Consider the following 18,938-nt stretch of genomic DNA (forward strand, 5'->3'; position numbering starts at 1 on the left):
GTCCATTCGCGTCATTCGCGGGCGACCCACGTCCCCAGTTCAGCGGTAACCTTCGGCCTGCAGGGTAAAGAGCCGCGCATAGCGTCCGTTGGCGGCGATGAGCTCGGCATGCGTGCCCTGCTCGGCGATGCGGCCATGTTCGATCACGAGGATGCGGCCGGCCATCCGCACCGTGGGAAAGCGGTGGGAAATGAGAATCGCAGTGCGGCCGCGCGTGAGCGTGCGAAACCGCTCGAAGATCGCGTGCTCCGCCTCGGCATCGAGGGCGGCGGTCGGCTCGTCGAGGACAAGGATGTCCGCTTCCTCGCGCATGAACGCGCGGGCGAGGGCGATTTTCTGCCACTGCCCGCCGGAGAGCTCGGCACCTTCGTTGAACCAGCGGCCGAGCTGCGTATCGAGACCGGCGGCAAGCTGGCCCACGAACTCCTTCGCGCCGCCGCGTTCGACCGCGCGTCCGATGCGGGCGGAATCGTCCAGGTGCTCGATGCTGCCGAAGCCGACGTTCTCGCGGACCAGAAACTGATATTGGTTGAAATCCTGGAAAATGACGCCGACACGCCGCCGCAGATCCATCTCGTCCCAGTCGCGGAGATCGCGGCCGTCCAGCAGCACGCGGCCCTCGGTGGGGGTGTAGAGCCGCGTCAGCAGTTTGATGAACGTCGTCTTGCCGGCGCCGTTCTGGCCGACGAGGGCGAGACTCTCGCCCTGCGGGATGAAGACCGAGAGATCGCGGAGCGCCCATTCCTTGGCGTCGGGATAACGAAAGCCGACGTGCTCGAAACGGATCCCGCGTTCAGCGGGGATCGCGACCGCGGGCGACATGGGGGGCGCGGCGCGGGTCGTGGGAATCGCGAGGTATTCAAACAGATTGGACATGTACAGGTTGCCTTCGTACATGCCGCCGATGGCGGTTAGGATCGACTGGAACGCGTTCTGTCCCTGGCGAAACGCGACCACGTAGAGCGTCATGTCGCCGAGCGAGACGCGGCCGGCGGCGGCGGCCAGCGCGATGACGGCGTAGCAACTGTAGAACGCGCCGGTGGCGATCAGCGACAGGGCGAACGTCCACCCGGTGCGCCGCGTCTCGAGCCGGCGATCCTCGTCACGGAAGCGTTCCGCGAGCGCGCGATACCGGGCGAGCAACATCGGCCCGAGCCCGAAGAGTTTCACCTCCTTGGCATGCTCGTCGTTGGCGAGGACGTATTCGATGTAGTTGAGCCGGCGGGCCTCGGGGGAGCGCCAGTTGTGCAACCGGAACACCGCGCCGGCAAACCGCGCCTCGGCGATGAACGCGGGCACCGCCGCGAGCAGCAATCCGCCCACGGCCCACGGGCTGAAACGGACGAGCAGGGCGGCATAGCCCGCAAGCGTCAGGACGCTGCGGACAATCTGGAAGTTCTGCTGGACGAGCGCCAGTGGGCGGGTTGAGGCCTCACGCCGTGCCCGGGTGAGTTTGTCGTAGAATTTGGGATCCTCGAAATGCCGCAGATCGAGCGTGAGCGCCTTCTCGAGAATCCGGACGTTGAGATCGATGGCGAGGCGCGAGCCCACGAGCTGCCGCAGCCAACCCGCCGAACGCTCCGCGGCGGCAATGCCGGCGATGAGCGCGAGTTCGATGAGCACCCAATGCAGGACGAGATCGTGTGCGGCCTCGCGGGCCGGACCGGGAGGAGCGGCTTGCGCGGCCACGACGGCGTCGACGATCAGTTTGCCGACCCACGCGACCGCGATGGGCAACACGGCCGCCAGGACCACGACGACCGCGATCGCGATCAGGCCGCGGGGTGAGGAACGCCACGCCAGCCCAAGGGTGCGCGGGGTGTGCGAAAAACTTCCGAGCAGCCGGGTGAGAAACGGCGGCGTGGCGGTGGTGCCGGCACTGGGCGGGTGGGGGTGGGCCAAGCTGGGAAGGTGGAGTCGGGAGCGAAGCGCGAGAGGACGGGGCCCGAGGATGGCGCGTCGCTTCCTGGGTACCAACGAAAACCGCGGCGAGTGCGCCGCGGTTCATGCAGAGGAACTGGAGCGGAGGTCAGACCAGGGCGGCGTCCAACGTGATCGTCGCGTTCAGCAACTTCGAGATTGGGCAGTTGGTTTTCGCCTTGGTCGCAAGCTCGTTGAACTTTGCGGCGTCGATGGCGGGGACCTTCGCCTTCAGTACCAGGTGCGAAGCGGTCACGGTCCAACCCTTCTCTGGCACGTTGTCGAGGCTCACCATTGCGGTGGAGTCGAGTTGCTCCGGCGTGAAGCCGGCGCCAGTCAGTTCGGCGGAAAGCGCCATCGCGAAACAGCCTGCATGAGCGGCGGCAATCAGTTCCTCGGGATTGGTGCCGACGCCGTTTTCAAAACGGGAACCAAACGAGTACGGGGTGTTTTTCAAAGCTCCACCGGGGGCGGTGAGCGTGCCTTTGCCTTCCTTGAGCGAGCCGTTCCAAACGGCGTTAGCGGTGCGTTTCATGCGTTGGCACCGTGGGCGGATTTCGGCGCGACGCAAATGGCCTCCTTGATTTCGGCGGACTGGGGCTTTGAGCGTCACATTATGAAGTGTGGCTGCGAGCGCCCGCGAGTGGCCGACCGACGTGCGGACTGCGGGTGAGCAGCGCTCCGCTTGCTGGTGTTCGCAGCCCCGCGCCCATCGAGTCGGCGCGTGGTGGCCACTTTTGTTCGGTCACAAAAAAGGCCGGACGCGATGCGTCCGGCCTGCCGAGTGAAAGCAGCGTGGCCGACCTAGAATGTGCCCTTCACGCCGAACGTCCAAAGCGAGCCGAAGTCCTCGCGCTGGCGGAATTGCGCGTGCGCCGGCGTGCTCGGGCCCGCGCGCTCGAAGTCCTCCGTGGCATCATCGACGTTCCGCAGGCTGCCGAAGACGGCGAAGCGCTTGTAGAAGGTGTACTCGCCGCTGATGTCGATGTAGAGCCGCTTGGAACCCCAGTCGTAGGTGTTGGCTTCGATGCTGCGGCCCGCGGCGATCAGCCCGCGGCGCTGGCGGCTCTTGTAGTTCCAGTTGGCGCGGAGGTTGTACTTGGGGCGGGAAAGACTGATGCCCCAGTTGTAGGTGCGCGGCACGTATCCGGAAAAATTCGACGCGGCGACGCCCGTGGCGCGGGTGCCCGTGGCGTTGGCGAAGACCTGCAGGCCGGACGCCCACGGCGGCAGGAACGTGAGAGCCTGCTTGTAGTCGATGTCCAGGCCTTCCATGCGCACGCGACTGTCGAGGTTGTAGTTCGTCGACACCGCGTACTCGCCGTAGACCTCGGGATCGAGATCGTACAGCGCGAGGAACTCGGGCGTCGCCGGCAGGATGACGCCGCCGAAGAAGTTCTCGAAATCGCGGCGGAACGCGCCGATCGAGAGCTGGCCGACGCGCTGGAAGTAATATTCGAGGCGCACCTTGGTGGTCTTGGCACTCCAGGCCTTGATGCCGGCATTGTTCACCGAGATGCGGTTGCTGGCTGAATTCGGCGGCTGCTCGGTGTCGGGCAGGGTGAGACCGCCGGCGTATTGATTGAAGTCCGGGCGGCCGACGGAGTAGTAGTACGAAGCGCGTGCGATCAGATTTTCCTGCACATTGTAACTCGCGTTGATGTTCGGGAACCAGCGGAGGTACTCCTTCTTCACGTTCTGCCGGCGATCGAGCAGCGTCAGTTGAGATACGCCGAGGGCGTTTGCTGTCGGTTGAATCAGCGCCGGCAGTGGAAGCCGGTTCGTGCCGAGGATCGGATTGCCGTTGGCGTCGCGCTGGAAAATTACGTTGCCGCTGGCATCCTTCTGGTAGTTCCCCGTCGGGTCGGTAAGCGGGCCCTGCGCGCTGACGTTGGTCTGCTCGGCGCGGAGGCCGCCCACGAATTTCAGGCGGCGTTCGAAGAACGCGAGGTCGCCGCGGAAATAGGCGGAAGACACGATCTCGGCGGCCCGCTTGGAGAGGTTGACCGCGTTGCGGTAGGCGGCGTTTTGATCGATGGTGAAGTACTCGGGGTGCGCCTTGTAGAGCTCCCAGTACTTGTAGTTGCTCACCCATTGAATTTTCGGGAAACCCCACGGCGCGTTGCGCTGGGAGAAGTTCTCGTCGAGGTACGGACCGGCGTTGTCATCGCTGCCGAGCGGATCGGCCGGCGTGCTGGTGGCCCGACCGTCGGGGCCGCGATAAGTGTACGGCACCGTGCCGCCGCGGATGTCGCGCGCCGATTCCCGGATGTCGAAGCCCATCTTGACCGAGACGGGAATCCGCCGGACGTCAAAATCGCGGCGGAGATTGCCGAACGCGCTCCGCTGCAGGTCGGACGATTCACGGAAATCGCTGCTCGCGGTGTTGAGGACGTAGTTGCTGAGCAGGTACGGATCGACCGGCGTGCGATTGGGGCCTTCCACGACCGAAATCTTGCCGGGACGAAGGTAGAAGATTTCGCTGAAGGAAACCGTCAGGCCGGTGCGGCGGGTCGAGGCGCCGTTGAAGTAACCCTTGTCGACGTCGCGGTAGTGATTGCTCGCGTGTGAATACCCGAGGCCGAGATCCGCCTTCCAGATCGGGCCGTCGTGGTAGAAACGCATCGTCGGCATGTACGTGGTGCCGGACTTCTCGCGGGCGCCGTTGCTGACGCTCATGTCGCCGAAGCCGGTGTCGCCGTTGGTGGTGCGGGTGTCGAACTGGCCCGGCTGCACGCGCGTGATGTTGAAGGTCTGCGTGCGGTTGTTGAACGACGCGTCGAAGAACGCGTATTGAAACGAGAAGGACACGCGGTTGTTGCGCGAGAGCTTGTAGTCGAGCGTGGTGCCGAGCGACGAGCGGGTCGTGAGTTTCGTGCCGTCGCGCACCGCGTAGTTCGTCAGATACGGCTTGTCCGGCGTGGTGTCGGGCAGGCCGTTGGTGGCGGTGGCCGCGACGGTTGTCGCGTTGCCGGCGCCGCGCCAGGTGTTCGTCATGAAGTCCTGCATCGTGTACTGCGTCGACGTGCCGCCGGAGAGCGTGAAGCCGAAGCGCTGATTCACGGGGACCACCCAGGAAAAATCCATGCCCGGGTGAATCTTGTAGGTCGAATCGCGCAGCGGGCCGGGCGTTTTGCGCAGGCTGCGTTCGGCGTCGCGCATCATCACGTAGACACTGCCGTTGAACTGTGGCCGGGATCGCTCGAACGCACCGCGCGGCACCATGTTCACGCCACCGGCGAGGGCCGAGCCGGGCGACTCCGGCGTGGGCGAGTGATAGACCTCGATGCGGGCAATGTTGTTGATGGAGACCTGTTCGAGCTCGACCGAACGCGAGGTGCCCGAAGAGGCGGCGCTGGCCAGATTGAACCCGCCCATGGTGACCGGCACGTTGTTGGACGGCACGCCACCCATCGAGATTGTGCGGGCATCGCCGCCGACGTAGTCGATCGACATGCCGGGAAGGAATTTCAGGAACTCGCCGACATTGCCCTCGGCGATGTGGCCGAACTCATCGGCCGCCACCACGTTCATGATGTTGCTCGCGAACCGCTGTTCGTTGATCGCGATCGCGGCGCCGTCCATCTCCTTCGAGGTCGAGATGACGAACTTGTCGAGCTGGACCGTGCCGTCCGCGAGCGCGGGCTTGGCGTCGGCATCGGCGAGATTGAAGTCGTGCTGCGTGACGCGGCCGGCGACGACGGTCACGGGGCGGATCTGCGGCACCAGACCGGTGTGAAAGGCGCGGACCTTCACGGCGCCCGCGGGCACATTGACGAACCGGTACTGGCCGGAGCTGTCGGTGAATGTTTCGAGCTGCGTGCCCTCGATGGTGACGCGCGCCTTCTCGAGATATTCGCCGTTGCGGAGGTTGAGGACGCGGCCCTCGACGGTGCCGCCCGACGATTGGGCCGAGGCGACGCCGGTGAAAAGGCCGAAGCCCGCTGCCAGCAGGCAGACACGGGCGAACAGACGAAGACAGGTTGAACGAATCATGGGTGCTGGAGGTCAGCCGCCTGCCGCGTGCTGGAGGGCACGCGAGAGGCGGGGGCAGGCGGGGGTGGTGGTACTGGAGAAACGAATCGCGCGGCGGAGCGGGGACCGTCCATCGCGCAATTCAGGGACACACGCAGTCCAGGAGGGGTGAGCCCCGGGGTGCGAGCGGAGCGCAGTAAGGGGGGGCCGGTATGGCGGCACAATTCCAATCCGGCCCGAAGCGGTAACGGATCGGCTGGAAATGAACGGCCGTGCCGGTCATGAGTTTCTGCCACCGCTTTGCCTGTGAAAAAACCGAACCGCGAAGAGCGTCAGCGCATGTGCACCGGCAAACGCCGCTATCGTTCGCAAGGCGACGCCCTTGACGCGGCCGCGATTGCAGGCGTGGAACGCAAGCGCAGCGCGTATCTCTGTCCGCTGTGCCGGCAATGGCATCTGACCTCGTCGTAGCGCTTGCAGCGGCCGGACGGGTTTCCTGAACTGTCCGGATGCCGCAACGCGACCTCGTCATCGGTTTCGACGCCGACGACACCCTCTGGCACAACGAGATCATCTTTGAGAAGACGCACGAGCGGTACCGCGCCCTGCTGGCGCGCTTCCATGACGCGGCCCGGGTGGATCGCGAGTTGTTCGCGACCGAGATGCGCAATCTCGATCTCTACGGCTACGGCGTGAAGGGGTTCATGCTGTCAGCGATCGAGACAGCGATTCACCTCACGGAAGGGAAGATCAGCGCCGACGAAATCCAGCAGCTGATTGCGCTGGGTCGTGACATGCTGGCGCATCCGGTCGAGTTGCTCGACGGGGTCACGGAAACGCTCACGGCGCTTGCGCCCCATCACCGGATGCTGGTGATCACGAAGGGCGATCTGCGCGATCAGGAGCGCAAGCTCGCGAAGTCGCAGCTCGCCGCGCATTTCAGCCACGTCGAAATCGTGTCGGAAAAGGACCAGCAGACGTACGCCGAGGTCCTGCGCCGCCACGCGATCGCGCCGGAGCGATTCCTGATGGTGGGCAATTCGATCAAGTCCGACATCCTGCCGGTCCTGGCGCTTGGCGGCGCCGGTGCCCACGTCCCGTATCATTTATTGTGGGGCGCGGAGCGCGTCGAGGAATCCCCCGAAGGCCACGGGCGCTTCTTCCGCTTGAAGAATGTGCGTGAACTTCTGGCCGTGGTCGAACGGCTGTGAGCGTGGAGCAGGAAGCCAGGAAGCCCGGAAAAATTCAGAAGCTCGGAAACCGAACCGGGCAGGAATTAATTCAGAAGCCAGGAAACCAGGAATTCTGTTCCTGGCTTTTTGGCTTCTGAATTAGTCGATGTTTCCTGGCTTCCTGCTCCACCCATCTTTTCGGCAGACATTTTCCGCCACCGTGATTCGCTGACGTCATTCACCCCATGAGCCTCCCACGCCTGATCCTGGTTACCGCCCTCGCCACGTCCACGCTCGTCGCCGCCGAGCGGCCTGCTCTTAAGATGCGGCCGCAGACGATCGATCCGGCCATTCAGATCGGTTACGGTCTCGCGATTGCCGATGTCGATGGCGACAAGCTGGACGACATCCTGCTCGCGGATGCGAAACAGATCGTCTGGTACCGCGCGCCGAAGTGGGAGAAGTTCGTGATGGCCGAGAATCTCACCGCCAAGGACAACGTCTGCATCGCCGCGCGCGATGTGGACGGCGACGGCAAGGCCGAGGTGGCCGTGGGTGCGGAGTGGAATCCGGCCGACACGTTGAACAGCGGCGCCGTGTTCTTCCTGATGGCGCCTGCCGATCGCACGCAGCGCTGGACGCCGAAAAAGCTCCCGCACATGCCCACCACGCATCGCATGCACTGGGTGCGCGGCGCGGATCGCAGTTTCTACCTCGCGGTGCTGCCGCTGCATGGCCGCGGTAACAAGAATGGCGCGGGTGACGGGGTGCAGCTCCACGGCTACGAGTGGCCGTGGCGTGAAACGAGCCGGCCCTTCCTGCTCGCCGCGGATCTGCCTCCCCTGCACCTGACGCACAATTTCGACCTGATTTCCGGCCAGGGCCCACAGGCCGCCGAAGGGATGCTGGTTGCGACCAAGGAAGGTCTTCGCTCGATCGAGGCGCCGGCCAATCGTTCGGTGCCGGCGTCGGTGACGACCATCGCCGCGGGCGAGGTGAGGCGCGGCGCGCTCCCGGGTGGCGGCCGCTATGTAGCGACCATCGAGCCGATGCATGGCCACGAACTTGCGGTCTATCGCGGACCGACGACGCAGTTCTCCTCGGGTGCGGACTGGACCGCACAACGTACGTCCGTCGACGACAAACTCGTTCAGGGCCATGGCCTCGCAACGGGTGACTTGCTCGGCATCGGCAGCGATCAGATCGTCGTCGGCTGGCGCGGCGGCACGCCTGGTGCCAAGGTGGGCATAAAAGTTTACGCCGCGGCCGACGCCCGCGGCGAGGCCTGGGAGCTCGTCGCACTCGTCGACGACAACAAAATGGCCTGCGAGGATCTCAAAGTGGCCGACCTCAATGGCGACGGTCGTCCCGAAATCATCGCGGCCGGACGCGCGACGAAGAACGTCATCATCTACTGGAACGAGACCGAAAAGAGCGCGCGCTGAAGTGACACTCGCTGCGTTTCAAACCATTCCGCCGCGGCCGTCGCCCGCGGCTATCGCGTGAACACCGCGCCGTGAATCGGCGTGGGGTAGGGCGCGTCGCCCTTGGCCACGTACCAGAGAATCCGATTCAGCTGATCCTCCGGCGCGCGATCGAATTCCTTGAAGTTCATCCGCGATGACTCGAGCGAGAACGGCGACGCCTTGGTGTTCTTCGCGTACAGATCGACGTCCGGCTGCAGCACGGTGTACGGCGTCAACACCGCCTCGCGCTGGAAGCAGTTGTGCATCGGCGTGGCACCGGCGTCGTACTGCGTCAGCGGGGGCAGACCGAGGATCAGTTCCATCGTCCGAATCATGCTCGCGGTCGTGTAGAGCGTGCGGTCGACGAAGGAGCGTTTCGCGTAGGGACTGATGACGAAGCCGGTCGTGCGGTGCGCGTCGACGTGGTCCGGGCCGTTCTGCGTGTCGTCCTCGATCACGAAAATCGCCATCTCCTTCCAGAATTTGCTGCGACTCGCCGCGGCTACGATCTTGGCCAGGCCAATGTCGTTGCTGGCAACACACGCATTCGGCGTGAACGCGCCGGGCGTGGTGCCGTTGGTGTGATTTTCACCCAGCGACATGATCGTGAAACGCGGCAGTTCGCCGGAGGCCTCGGCCTTGGCCAAGTCGCGAATCCAGTGGTCGACGAGGTTCATGTCGCGCGTGGTCCGGCGATTGCCCCAGGTGCCGCGATTCGAAGACGGCACGCGCTGCGCGCCTTCGCCGTAGTTCTTGTAGGTGACGCCATGACGCCGGCACAGATCCCACAGGTATCCGTTCGCTGGATTCTCCATCTCCTCGTTGCCGGGCAGTTTGCCGTGCTTCGAATAACTGATGATCCACGACCGTTGGTTGAAGTCGGTGGCGATGGCGGCGTCGGTCCAGCTGTGCCCATCGATGCTCACCTCGCTGTTCGAGTACAGGTTGTCGAGCAGCACGTACTCGCGCGCGAGCTGGTGCTGGTTGGGCGTGACCTTCTGGCCGAAGATCGCGAGATGCGGATCGCCGTTGCCGAGCGGACGGCCCTGGGCGTCGGTGAGATCACCGAGCACCTGATCGTAGGTGCGGTTCTCCTTGATGATATAAAGCACGTACTTGATCGGCGAAGGATCGCCGACGCGCGCGGGGATCACGCTGTCCGCGGGCACCGGGGCGCGCGTCAGAGCCTCCGGCGTGTACGGCGAGTTCCGGCGCACCTGCGCCGTGTAAGCCGACATCTGCTGCGTGTCGGGCCGCGCGACGAACGAGACCGAGCCCTCGAAGATCCGCGCGATGTAGTCGAAGGGGGGAGATCCGTTGTTGGTGCGAGGATCCTTCGAGGTCGCCGGGAAGTTCGCGCGCGACATGAGGCCCTTGCCGTTGCCGATGTAGAGCGTCTGGTTGTCGGGACTGACGGCGAGCGCGGTCGGATACCAACCCGTGGGAATGAAACCATCGACGATCGAAATTGTTTCGCCGCGTTCGCTCGCCTCCTCGGTCAGGCGGTTCGAGATGTCCACGACCATGACCGCGTTGTTGTCCGCGTTGGCGACGAAGAGCGTTTTTCCATCAGGCGAAACCGCGAGCGCGTCGGGCGTGCTGCCTTCGAGCGACTGCGGATACAATGACGTCGAGATCACCTCGCGTGCGCCTTCCCAGAGCCGGCGGGCGGGGCTCGCGGCTTCCGGTACGCTTTCGAGTCGGCGCGTGGTGAGCACGTGCACCGTGTTGTCGCCGGCGCAGGCCACGAACATCCGGCCATCGGGGGCAAGGGCGAGATCGTTGGGGCGGATGCCGACGGTGACATCGCGCAGCCGGCGGTTTTTCACCGAGTCGATCACGCTCACGCTGCGACTGCCCCAGTTCGTGACGTAGAGGTGGGTGCGATCGCCGCCGAAGAGGCACGAGTGCGGGTGCTGGCCGACGGGAATCGTCGCTTCGTGCGCGAGCGTGTCGGGATGCAGTACCCAGACTTCGTGGTTGGCCTCGTTGCAGACGTAGACCCTTCCCGTCGTCGGATGCACCGCGATCCCCGCGAGAAAAACCGGATCGTCAGTGGTCTTGGGTTTGACCGGTTTCGCCGCCGTGGCCTGGCCGCTCGCGTAGTCGAAAACCTGGATCAGCCCGGTGTCGCCGCCCGACACGAAGAGGCGTTTGCCGTCGCGGCTGAACGCGAGCCCGTTCCAGCATTCCTTGAGTGGAAGAAACTGGGTGACCTGGCGCGTCTTGAGATCGAGCAGGGTGACGCCGGTGTCGTTGAAGCCGCCACTCACGGTGACGAGCCGGCTTTTATCGGGTGAAACAATCATCTTCAACGGCATGTCGCTGATGCGTACGTGCTCGCCGGCGGGCGTCACGCCCCAGCCCGTGTGCAGTAGGTGTCGCCCCGGAGCGAGTCCTGCGCGTTCCCGGACCGCGGCGGATTTGACGTCTTCGTCTGGGCCGCGCGTTGGGAGTGATTCCCGGCTGGCGCGTTGGGCGAACGCCAGCGGCAGCGCGAGCGAGAAGGACAGGACGGCGAGGCAGCACGGGAGAAATCGAGGCATGGCGCGAAGGGGTTCCCGCGGATCGTGATCTGAAATCAACGGCGGTCCAAGTGGTTTGTGGCTGCGGCAGGTGGCAATCGCGTGACGGCGTCGCAAGATGTGCGACACCTTGGCCAAGATTCGGTCAGACAAGAATCGCCAACGACGCTACTTTTCACACCGTCGGGTTGTCCCTGCGGATGCCGTGGTGGCGTTCGCGCTGATGGTTCACCCTCGTCCTTCGAAAAAGAACTCCATGAACACCCCAGGCTCCTCCCCGTTCTCGCGTCGAGACTTCGTCAAATTATCCGCTGTTGGTACCGGCGCAGCCGTCGCGGCTGGTCTTGGCGCCAACCGCGTGATGGCGGCCACCGCCGGTTCCGACCGCATTCGCGTCGGTGTCGTCGGTTGCGGCGGCCGCGGTACCGGTGCCGCACAGAACTGCCTCGATTCCTCGCCGGGCGTGGAGATCGTGGTGGTGGGCGATCTCTTCGAGCGCCAGGTCAACGCGGCCAAGACGAAACTCAAGATCCCGCAGGCGCAGGGTTACTGGGGATTCGATGCCTTCAAGAAGGTCCTCGCGAGCGACATCGATCTCGTGATCCTCGCCACGCCGCCGGGTTTCCGGCCGATGCATTTCGAGGCGGCGATCGCCGCCGGCAAGAACGTCTTCATGGAAAAGCCGGTCGCGGTCGACCCGGTGGGCGTGCGCTCGATCATCGCGACGGCGCAGCTGGCCAAGCAGAAGAAACTCGCGGTGGTTGCGGGCACGCAGCGCCGGCACCAGCCGAGCTACATCGACATCATCAAGCGCATTCACGGCGGGCAGATCGGCGAGCTGGTGGGCGGCCAGTGTTACTGGAACGGCGAGGGCATCTGGTTCCGCGAGAAGACCGGCTGGCTCGAGGGGATGTCCGATTTCGAGTGGCAGTGCTGGAATTGGTATCACTGGGACTGGCTCAGCGGCGATCAGATCGTCGAGCAGCACATCCACAACCTCGATGTCATCAACTGGGCGTTCGGCGGACCGCCGGTGAAATTCTACGGCATGGGTGGTCGCCAGAATCGCGGCGCGCTGCCGGGCAACATCTGGGATCACTTCGCCGTCGAGATGGAATATGCCAATGGCGCGCGCGTCACCAGCATGTGCCGCCACACGCCGAAGTCGGCGCAACGCATCGGCGAACGGGTCGTCGGTACGCGCGGCACCTCGGACTGCACGACGTCGATCAAGGGCGAGAAGGCGTACAAGTTTGAAGGCCCGAATCCGAATCCGATGGTGCAGGAGCACACGGACCTCATCGCGAGCATCCGCAAGGGCGAGCCATTGAACGAAGGCGAACAGGTGGCGATGAGCACGCTCACGGCGATCGGTGGACGCATGTCCGCCTACACCGGCCGCGAGATCTCGTGGAACTGGCTGCTCAATGCGTCGAAGCTCGATATCTTCCCCAAGACGATCGGCCCAGGCCCGGGCGTCTTCCCGGCCGTGCCGGTTCCCGGCAAGACCGAGTTGATCTAACGCGGACGCGGATCGGTCCGGCGTGATTCCTCCGGCGGGCGCTGCGCAAGCAGCGCCCGCTTTCTTTTAGGCGCGGCACCTACTGGGGTCTGTGATGACCAGTGGGCCGCGCCTTTACTTGGGAGCGCAGACGTCCCGCCTGCAAGGGATCGAAGCAGGCGGGACGTCTGCGCTCCCGGGAGGGTAACCAATCTGCGTGCGGTGCCGTGCACGCGGCCTCCTCGGTGTTCAGCTCACTACAGCCGGCGGTATTTCTCCGGCGGGATCTTGATGCGGTGACCGGAATCGAGGTCAGTGAAGATATGCCAGTGGGTGTCGTGCGTGTCGTGCACGGCCACCTCCATCTTGTGGCCGGCCTCGTAGGTGTACTCTTCCATGGCGAAGCCGTGATCCTCGTGCAGGATCGCCTCGCCGATTTCGCCGCTGTGCGGCGCGGTGATTTCGATTCTCCAGGTAGTCATGGTGGTGTCCGAGGGATGGGAGCGGCCGAGGCGTCAGGGATGGGCGGCGCCGTTGCGCTTGGCGCGCTCGCCGAGGATCTTTTGCGTGAGCTCAGGCGGGACCTCCGAGTAGTGGCTGAACTCCTCGGTGTGACGCCCCCGGCCGCTGGTGAGCGAGCGCACCACGGTGCTGTAGTGGTAGAGATCCTTTTGTGGCACCCGGGCGCGGATGCTTTGGAAATGTCCGTCGGCCTCGACGCCGATGATCTGGCCGCGCCGCGCCGACAGATCACCGAGGATCGCGCCCACGTGTTCCTCGGGCACGGTCACTTCGACATTGAAGATCGGTTCGAGCAGACACGGCGCAGCGGCCTGGAACGCCTCCTTGAACGCGTGATAGCCGGCGACCTGAAACGCGATGTCCTTCGAGTCGACCGGGTGCATCTTGCCGTCGTAGAATTCGGCCTTCACGTCGGTCACGCGGAAACCCGCGATGATGCCTTCGCGGCAGGCGGTGTTCACGCCCTTCTCCACGGACGGCACGAATACGCGATCGACGTTGGTGCCGACGAGCGTCTGCTTGAAGTCGAGTCCCGTGTCGCGCACGCCCGGTTCGACGCGCAGCCAGACTTCCGCGAACTGGCCGGCGCCGCCGGTCTGTTTCTTGTGGCGGTAGCGTGAGTCGCCGTTGCCGCGAATGGTTTCCCGATACGGGATGTGCGGCTCCTCGAGCGTCACCTGCACGCCGAAGCGACGCAGGAGTCGCTCGACGATGACCTGAAGGTGAATCTCTCCCTGACCCGAAACGATTGTCTGGTGCACCTCGTCGTCGACGCGGTAGTGGAACGTCGGATCTTCCTGGTGCAACGTCGCGAGCCCGACGGCGAGCTTGTCCTCATCGCCTTTCGAACGGAGCCGGAGCGAGCCGTGGATGTTGGGCCGCGGGTAGTCGACCTTCGGCAGCGTGACCGGATAGCGCGGACTGCACAACGTATCGCCGGTGTGCGTCGAGCGGAGTTTGACCACGGCGCCGAGATCGCCCGCGTTCAGGTGCGTGACGGGCGTGCGATCGTGGCCGTTGAGCACATAGATCTGGCCCAGTCGCTCCGTGACGTCGCGCGAGGTGTTGAGCAATTCGTCACCGCTTTTCACGGTGCCGGAATAAACCCGGAAGAGCGACAGCTCGCCGACGCCCGGCTCGTTCATCGTTTTGAATATAAACACCACCGGCTCCGGCTGCGAAAGCGGCACGGAGCCGGCGACTCCACTGGCATCCCGCGCCGGGACTTCGGCGCGGTCGAGTGGTGAGGAGCCGTATTTGGCGATGAAGTCCATCAGGCGGGCGACGCCGACATTGGTCTCGGCCGAGACGGCGAAGAGCGGAACGAGCACCTGGTTCTGCACGGCCTTGTGCAGGCCCGCGCGGAATTCCTCCTCGGCGAGGATGCCGCGTTCGAAGAAACGTTCCATCAGGCCGTCGTCGGACTCCGCGACGTACTCGATCAATTCCCGATGCTGCTGGCTCACGCGTTCGGCGAGCGCCCCGGCGGGCACTTCAATGTATTTCCCGCTGCCGCCGGGCTGGTAGGTGGTGACTTCGCTCCGCATCACATCGAGCACATGGCTGAACCCGGGGCCGGCGTTCAGCGGCACGGTGATCGGAAAGACATTCTTGCCGAAATGTGTGCGGGCGTCCTCGACGATGGCGTCGAACTTGACGTTCGCCTTGTCGAGTCCGTTGACGACGAGGATTTTTGGCAGGCCGAAGCGCGTGGCGTAGTCCCATGCGGCGTCGGTGCCCACGCCGAGCCCGTGCGCGGCATTGATCACGATGAGCGCAAAATCGCCGACCCGCAGCGCGCCCAGGCCTTCGCTGATGAAGTCGCTGTAGCCCGGGGTATCGAGGATGTTGAACTTCCGCCCCATCCATTCCGTGTTGAGCAGCGAGCAGTGCACCGAGATCTGGTGCGCCTTCTCGCTCGCGTGATAATCCGAGACGGTAGTGCCGGCGGCGATACTGCCCATCCGGCCGATTCGACCGGAGCAGGCGAGCATGGCCTCGGTCAGCATCGTCTTTCCCGCTGAAGCGTGCCCGAGCACCGCGAAGCTTCTCAATTTTGAGGACGCGTAGTCTTTCATGGCTGAGGGATTTGGTGATTGAGGCCGCGCGAAGCGCGGTTGCTCCTGCCACAAAGTGAGGGAGTTGCGCCGCGGCGAAACCGTGACGCCTGAAAGTGGCTCGAGTGTGCGGATCGCGTGGTAAAAGCCAAGGAGAACGAGCCGTGGAACCCGGCCCGGACCACTCGTTTTCCAGGGCCTTCTGCTCCCGACAAACGCAACTACTACCGACCGATGTGGGCGCGCGCGTGCGGAGTGTTCAGGTCGAGCTCCGGGCCAAGCGGCACGATACGCGTCGGATTAATCTCCGTGTGCGTGACGTAATAGTGCCGCTTGATGTGATCGAAGTTCACGGTCTCCCGAATTCCCGGCCACTGGAAAAGGTCCTGCAAATATCCCTGCAGATTGGGATAGTCGACGATCCGCCGGAGATTGCATTTGAAGTGCCCGTGATACACGGCGTCGAACCGGACCAGCGTGCAGAAGAGCCGCCAGTCGGTTTCCACCGGTGACGTGCCGAATAAAAAACGACGCGAGCCGAGGCGCGTCTCCAGCGTGTCGAGCATCGCAAACAGATCACGCACGGCGCGCTCGTAGGCGCTCTGTCGGGTGGCGAAGCCGGCCCGGTATACGCCGTTGTTCACCCGTTCATAAATCTGCGCGCTCAAGTCGGCCTGCTCCGCGGCGATGGGCGCGGGAAAGAGGTCCAGTGCCGTGCGGGCGTCGGCCGCGGGGAAGACATCGTTGAACATCCGGCAGATGTCGTCCTCGGAGTTGTTCACGATGCGACGAGTGACTTTATCCCACAGTACGGGCACCGTCCAACGGCCGCGAAAAGTTGGCGCGGAGGCCAGGTATGCTTCGCGGAGAAAAGTGAAGCCGTTGACAGGATCAGTCGAGTGGCCCGGACCGTCGCGAAACGCCCAGCCGCGCTCGTCGCGCACCGGATCCACGACGGTCAAACCAATCGCGGCGTCGAGTTGCCGCAGACGTCGCGCGATCACGGTGCGATGCGCCCACGGACACGCCAGCGACACGTAGAGATGATAGCGGCCGGGCGTCGGCGGAAACGGCGATGATCCATCCATCGTGACGCGTTCGCGAAACGCATCCTCCTGCCGCGCGAATTCACCGTCGGCCGATTGTTCGTCGGGAAATTGTCCGGCGGTCGTCATGCGTGCTCCTTGGCCACGGCGTGAATGGCGGTCGTCAACGCCGTGGCCGGGGCGAGCGGCAGGTCGACCCAGAAGGTGCTGCCGCGTCCGACCTGGGAATCAACGCCGACGTGTCCCGAGAGCTGTTCGACGACCTTGCGTACGATGGCGAGGCCGATGCCCGTGCCGTCATAGTTCGGATGTTCCCGGCGGAAGGGGTCGAAGATCCGCGCGGTGGCGTCTGCGGGGATGCCGATGCCGTTGTCGGTGACGTTCACCCGCGCGATGTCGCTGCCGAGGTGCGCGGAAATACGAATGTGCGGCTTCACGCCGGGAGCCACGAACTTGATCGCGTTGTGCAGCAGGTTGGTGAAGCACTGGGTGAGGAGGGCGCCGTTGCCGAGGACCTTCGGGAGTGCGCCCTCGATGACGATGTCGGCGCGTTCGGGCTGGAACTCGGGCTGCGAGCGCAGCAATTCGCGAACGGTGTCGTCGAGGTCGATGGGGCGGAGTTCGGGTTTGCGCCGCGACAACTGGCTGTAGTCGAGGATGTCGACGATCAGCTGGTCCATGCGGACAGTGGAGCGTTGGATGCGCGCAATGTGGGCCCGGCCTTCGGCATCGAGTTGGTGGGCGTGATCGAGTGCCAGGATATCGGCGTAGCTGCTGATCGAACGCAACGGCGCGCGGATGTCGTGGACGAGCGTGTAGGAGAACGCTTCGAGTTCGGAGACCGACTGTTGCAGCGCAAGGGTGCGCTCAGCGACCTGACGCTCGAGTTCGTCGACTTGGGACCGCGTGGCCGTGATGTCCTGGCAGAAGAGCGAGAGGCCGTCGTCAGACGGCATGGCGCTGACGGCGTGCCACGAGCCAGGCGCGAGAGCCGTGGTTTCGAACCGGACTGGCACGCGTTGCTGCATCGCCCGCTGCAGTTCCGCTTCGGCGGGCTGGCCGATCCAGCGGGGCAGTACGTCCCACAGCACGCGGTTCAGCAGGGCGGTGCGAGGCTGGCGCAAGGCGTCCTCGGTTACCTGATTTACCGCGACGATCCTCCAGTGCGAATCCAGTGAGAAAAAACATTCCTGCATGTGCTCGATGATGGCGACGACGCGGGCCTCGGCTGAAGCGTGCCTGCGGCCGGCGCGGCGGATGGATTCGAGCAGGACGACCGTAATGGTGCAGGAAATACTGTACAGTACGAGCCGGGGGACGCCGATGGAGTCGACCGGACTCGCGTGCGCCGGCGAAAACAGCCACGTGGACAGCAAATAGCCCGAGACGGCGACCACGGCGGCAGGCATCCAGCCGCCAAACCATGCGGCGAGCGCAACGCCCACGTACATGGTCGCGAGGGGCATCTGATGACCGACCAGGGGAGCCATGAGCCAGCGGGCAAGCAGAGCCGTGGCGAGCATCGCGGCGGCAAATCCATAGTTTTGCCAGGCCGGGCGGTTGCGGGCAGATGCGGCGGGCGAAGAGCTGCGCTGCTTCATTGGCTTGCGGGCAAACCAATCAACCCGACGGGTGCAGCGCGAGCTGGAAACCGCAGCCGCCGGCCCGACGCGTTACGGCCGGATGATGACGTCGACCTGTTCTCCCGGCCGCAGCTGCAGCGCTTCCGGCGCGGTGAGATGAAGGCGCAGGCCAAGATCGGTGGGCACGGATGTCACGGGCAGACGCATCGCGGCGAGCAGGGTGGGCGAGATCGGCTCCAACTGCTGGCCGACCTGCGCGACCTTCGCGAGCCCGATGCGCCGGACGAACGTGCGCGTGCGAATCTCGACGTCCATGCCGGCTTTGGGCTCGAGCGGCAGCGGTTGACGCAGGAAGCCGACGATGCGGGCCGTGCGGGTGGCGCTGATTTGCAGGACGGGTTCGGCGGTGGAAATCACTTCGCCGGTGCGGCGATAAATCTGCGTGACGAGTCCGTCGATGGGCGCGATCAGCGGGAGCGGGCTCAACTGCGCCTCGATCAATTTCAACTGCTCCTCCTTCTGTTTGATCGCGGCGCGCAGGCCAGCGGCGGCGGCGGTTGGGATTGTGTGATGGTTGCCCAGATCGAGCGGCCGCAGCTCGGGTTCGAGTTTGCTGATCAACTCCGACTGGGCCCTCAGCTTGGCGTCAACGGCGTCGCGATTGTTCTTCGCCTGATCAAACTCCTCGTCGGTCACCAGATTGATGCGATGCAGCGCGGCCACGCGGGCCAGCGTCGCTTCCACCTGACGGAGTTCGCCCTGCAGCGAGACCTGTTCGACCCGCTTGCTCATCCAGTCGAGCCGCAGCCGTTCAAAATTCATGTCCGTCGTCGTGCGCAGCACTTCGATTTCAGCCCGAACGACCGCGAGGGAGGCGTCAAGCACCGCGGGGTTGCTGGCGATCACGCGGCCGAGCACCTGTCCGGCGGTGACCGGTTGCAGGAGGTCGACGGTCAGGTCCGCCAGCAGGCCCGCTTGCGGGGGACGTATCTCCGCCCGCACGGCCTCGGCCTCGCCGACGAGCGTCGGCGGTGCGACCCACTGCGTCCAAATCATCGCGGCCGCAATGACGCCGAGAATAAACACCACCACCGGGAGATACTGCAGCCGCAACTGCCGCCAAATTTGGGCGGTGGGCGTGGGAATGGGCGGCAGGCGATCGTGGTTCATG

The 18,938-nt window shown here is 64.6% G+C and carries 13 protein-coding genes; 4 read left to right on the plus strand and 9 right to left on the minus strand.

Annotation, left to right across the window (positions count from 1 at the left end; genetic code table 11):
- Positions 1-39: 39 nt before the first annotated feature.
- From ACLJEU_RS07140 to ACLJEU_RS07150, 3 genes are all read right to left on the minus strand, one after another.
- Positions 40-1,902 (minus strand): ABC transporter ATP-binding protein, encoded by a 1,863-nt coding sequence (locus ACLJEU_RS07140; protein WP_414661915.1) that lies wholly within the window; start codon positions 1,900-1,902, stop codon positions 40-42.
- Positions 1,903-2,029: 127 nt separating this feature from the next.
- Positions 2,030-2,455 (minus strand): OsmC family protein, encoded by a 426-nt coding sequence (locus ACLJEU_RS07145; protein WP_414662621.1) that lies wholly within the window; start codon positions 2,453-2,455, stop codon positions 2,030-2,032.
- A 269-nt stretch (positions 2,456-2,724) separates the two neighbouring features.
- Positions 2,725-5,916, minus strand: a complete 3,192-nt coding sequence (locus ACLJEU_RS07150) for a TonB-dependent receptor (protein ID WP_414661916.1) — start codon at positions 5,914-5,916, stop codon at positions 2,725-2,727.
- Between the two features lie 285 nt (positions 5,917-6,201).
- Here ACLJEU_RS07150 and ACLJEU_RS07155 point away from each other — a divergent pair, with 285 nt between their 5' ends.
- From ACLJEU_RS07155 to ACLJEU_RS07165, 3 genes are all read left to right on the plus strand, one after another.
- Positions 6,202-6,366, plus strand: a complete 165-nt coding sequence (locus tag ACLJEU_RS07155) for a hypothetical protein (RefSeq protein WP_414661917.1) — start codon at positions 6,202-6,204, stop codon at positions 6,364-6,366.
- 38 nt (positions 6,367-6,404) lie between these two features.
- Positions 6,405-7,106 carry an HAD family hydrolase gene (locus ACLJEU_RS07160; RefSeq protein ID WP_414661918.1) on the plus strand — a complete coding sequence of 234 codons (702 nt, stop codon included), beginning with the start codon at positions 6,405-6,407 and terminating at the stop codon, positions 7,104-7,106.
- Between the two features lie 206 nt (positions 7,107-7,312).
- Positions 7,313-8,512, plus strand: coding sequence for an FG-GAP and VCBS repeat-containing protein (locus ACLJEU_RS07165; protein WP_414661919.1), 1,200 nt, complete (start codon positions 7,313-7,315; stop codon positions 8,510-8,512).
- 50 nt (positions 8,513-8,562) lie between these two features.
- On the opposite strand, the gene ACLJEU_RS07170 is transcribed toward ACLJEU_RS07165, so the two are convergent.
- Positions 8,563-11,079 carry an SMP-30/gluconolactonase/LRE family protein gene (locus ACLJEU_RS07170; RefSeq protein WP_414661920.1) on the minus strand — a complete coding sequence of 839 codons (2,517 nt, stop codon included), beginning with the start codon at positions 11,077-11,079 and terminating at the stop codon, positions 8,563-8,565.
- 235 nt (positions 11,080-11,314) lie between these two features.
- On the opposite strand from ACLJEU_RS07170, the gene ACLJEU_RS07175 reads away from it, so the two are divergent.
- Positions 11,315-12,580, plus strand: a complete 1,266-nt coding sequence (locus ACLJEU_RS07175; RefSeq protein ID WP_414661921.1) for a Gfo/Idh/MocA family protein — start codon at positions 11,315-11,317, stop codon at positions 12,578-12,580.
- Positions 12,581-12,816: 236 nt separating this feature from the next.
- Here the strand turns inward: ACLJEU_RS07175 and ACLJEU_RS07180 are convergent, their stop codons facing one another.
- The 5 genes from ACLJEU_RS07180 to ACLJEU_RS07200 form a co-directional block, all read right to left on the minus strand.
- A complete protein-coding gene (locus ACLJEU_RS07180) occupies positions 12,817-13,041 on the minus strand; it encodes a hypothetical protein (protein ID WP_414661922.1) in 225 nt (74 codons plus the stop codon).
- Positions 13,042-13,074: 33 nt separating this feature from the next.
- A complete protein-coding gene (locus tag ACLJEU_RS07185; protein WP_414661923.1) occupies positions 13,075-15,159 on the minus strand; it encodes an elongation factor G in 2,085 nt (694 codons plus the stop codon).
- A 203-nt stretch (positions 15,160-15,362) separates the two neighbouring features.
- Positions 15,363-16,313, minus strand: a complete 951-nt coding sequence (locus ACLJEU_RS07190) for a glutathione S-transferase family protein (protein WP_414661924.1) — start codon at positions 16,311-16,313, stop codon at positions 15,363-15,365.
- On the minus strand, positions 16,310-17,785 hold the full coding sequence (locus tag ACLJEU_RS07195; RefSeq protein ID WP_414661925.1) for an ATP-binding protein: 1,476 nt from the start codon (positions 17,783-17,785) through the stop codon (positions 16,310-16,312). Before ACLJEU_RS07195 ends, ACLJEU_RS07190 begins: the two co-directional genes overlap by 4 nt.
- A gap of 72 nt (positions 17,786-17,857) precedes the next feature.
- A complete protein-coding gene (locus tag ACLJEU_RS07200; protein ID WP_414661926.1) occupies positions 17,858-18,937 on the minus strand; it encodes an HlyD family secretion protein in 1,080 nt (359 codons plus the stop codon).
- Position 18,938: the final 1 nt, after the last annotated feature.

The organism is Terrisphaera buseokensis (assembly GCF_047521145.2).
Taxonomy (GTDB): Bacteria; Verrucomicrobiota; Verrucomicrobiia; order Opitutales; family Opitutaceae; genus ER46.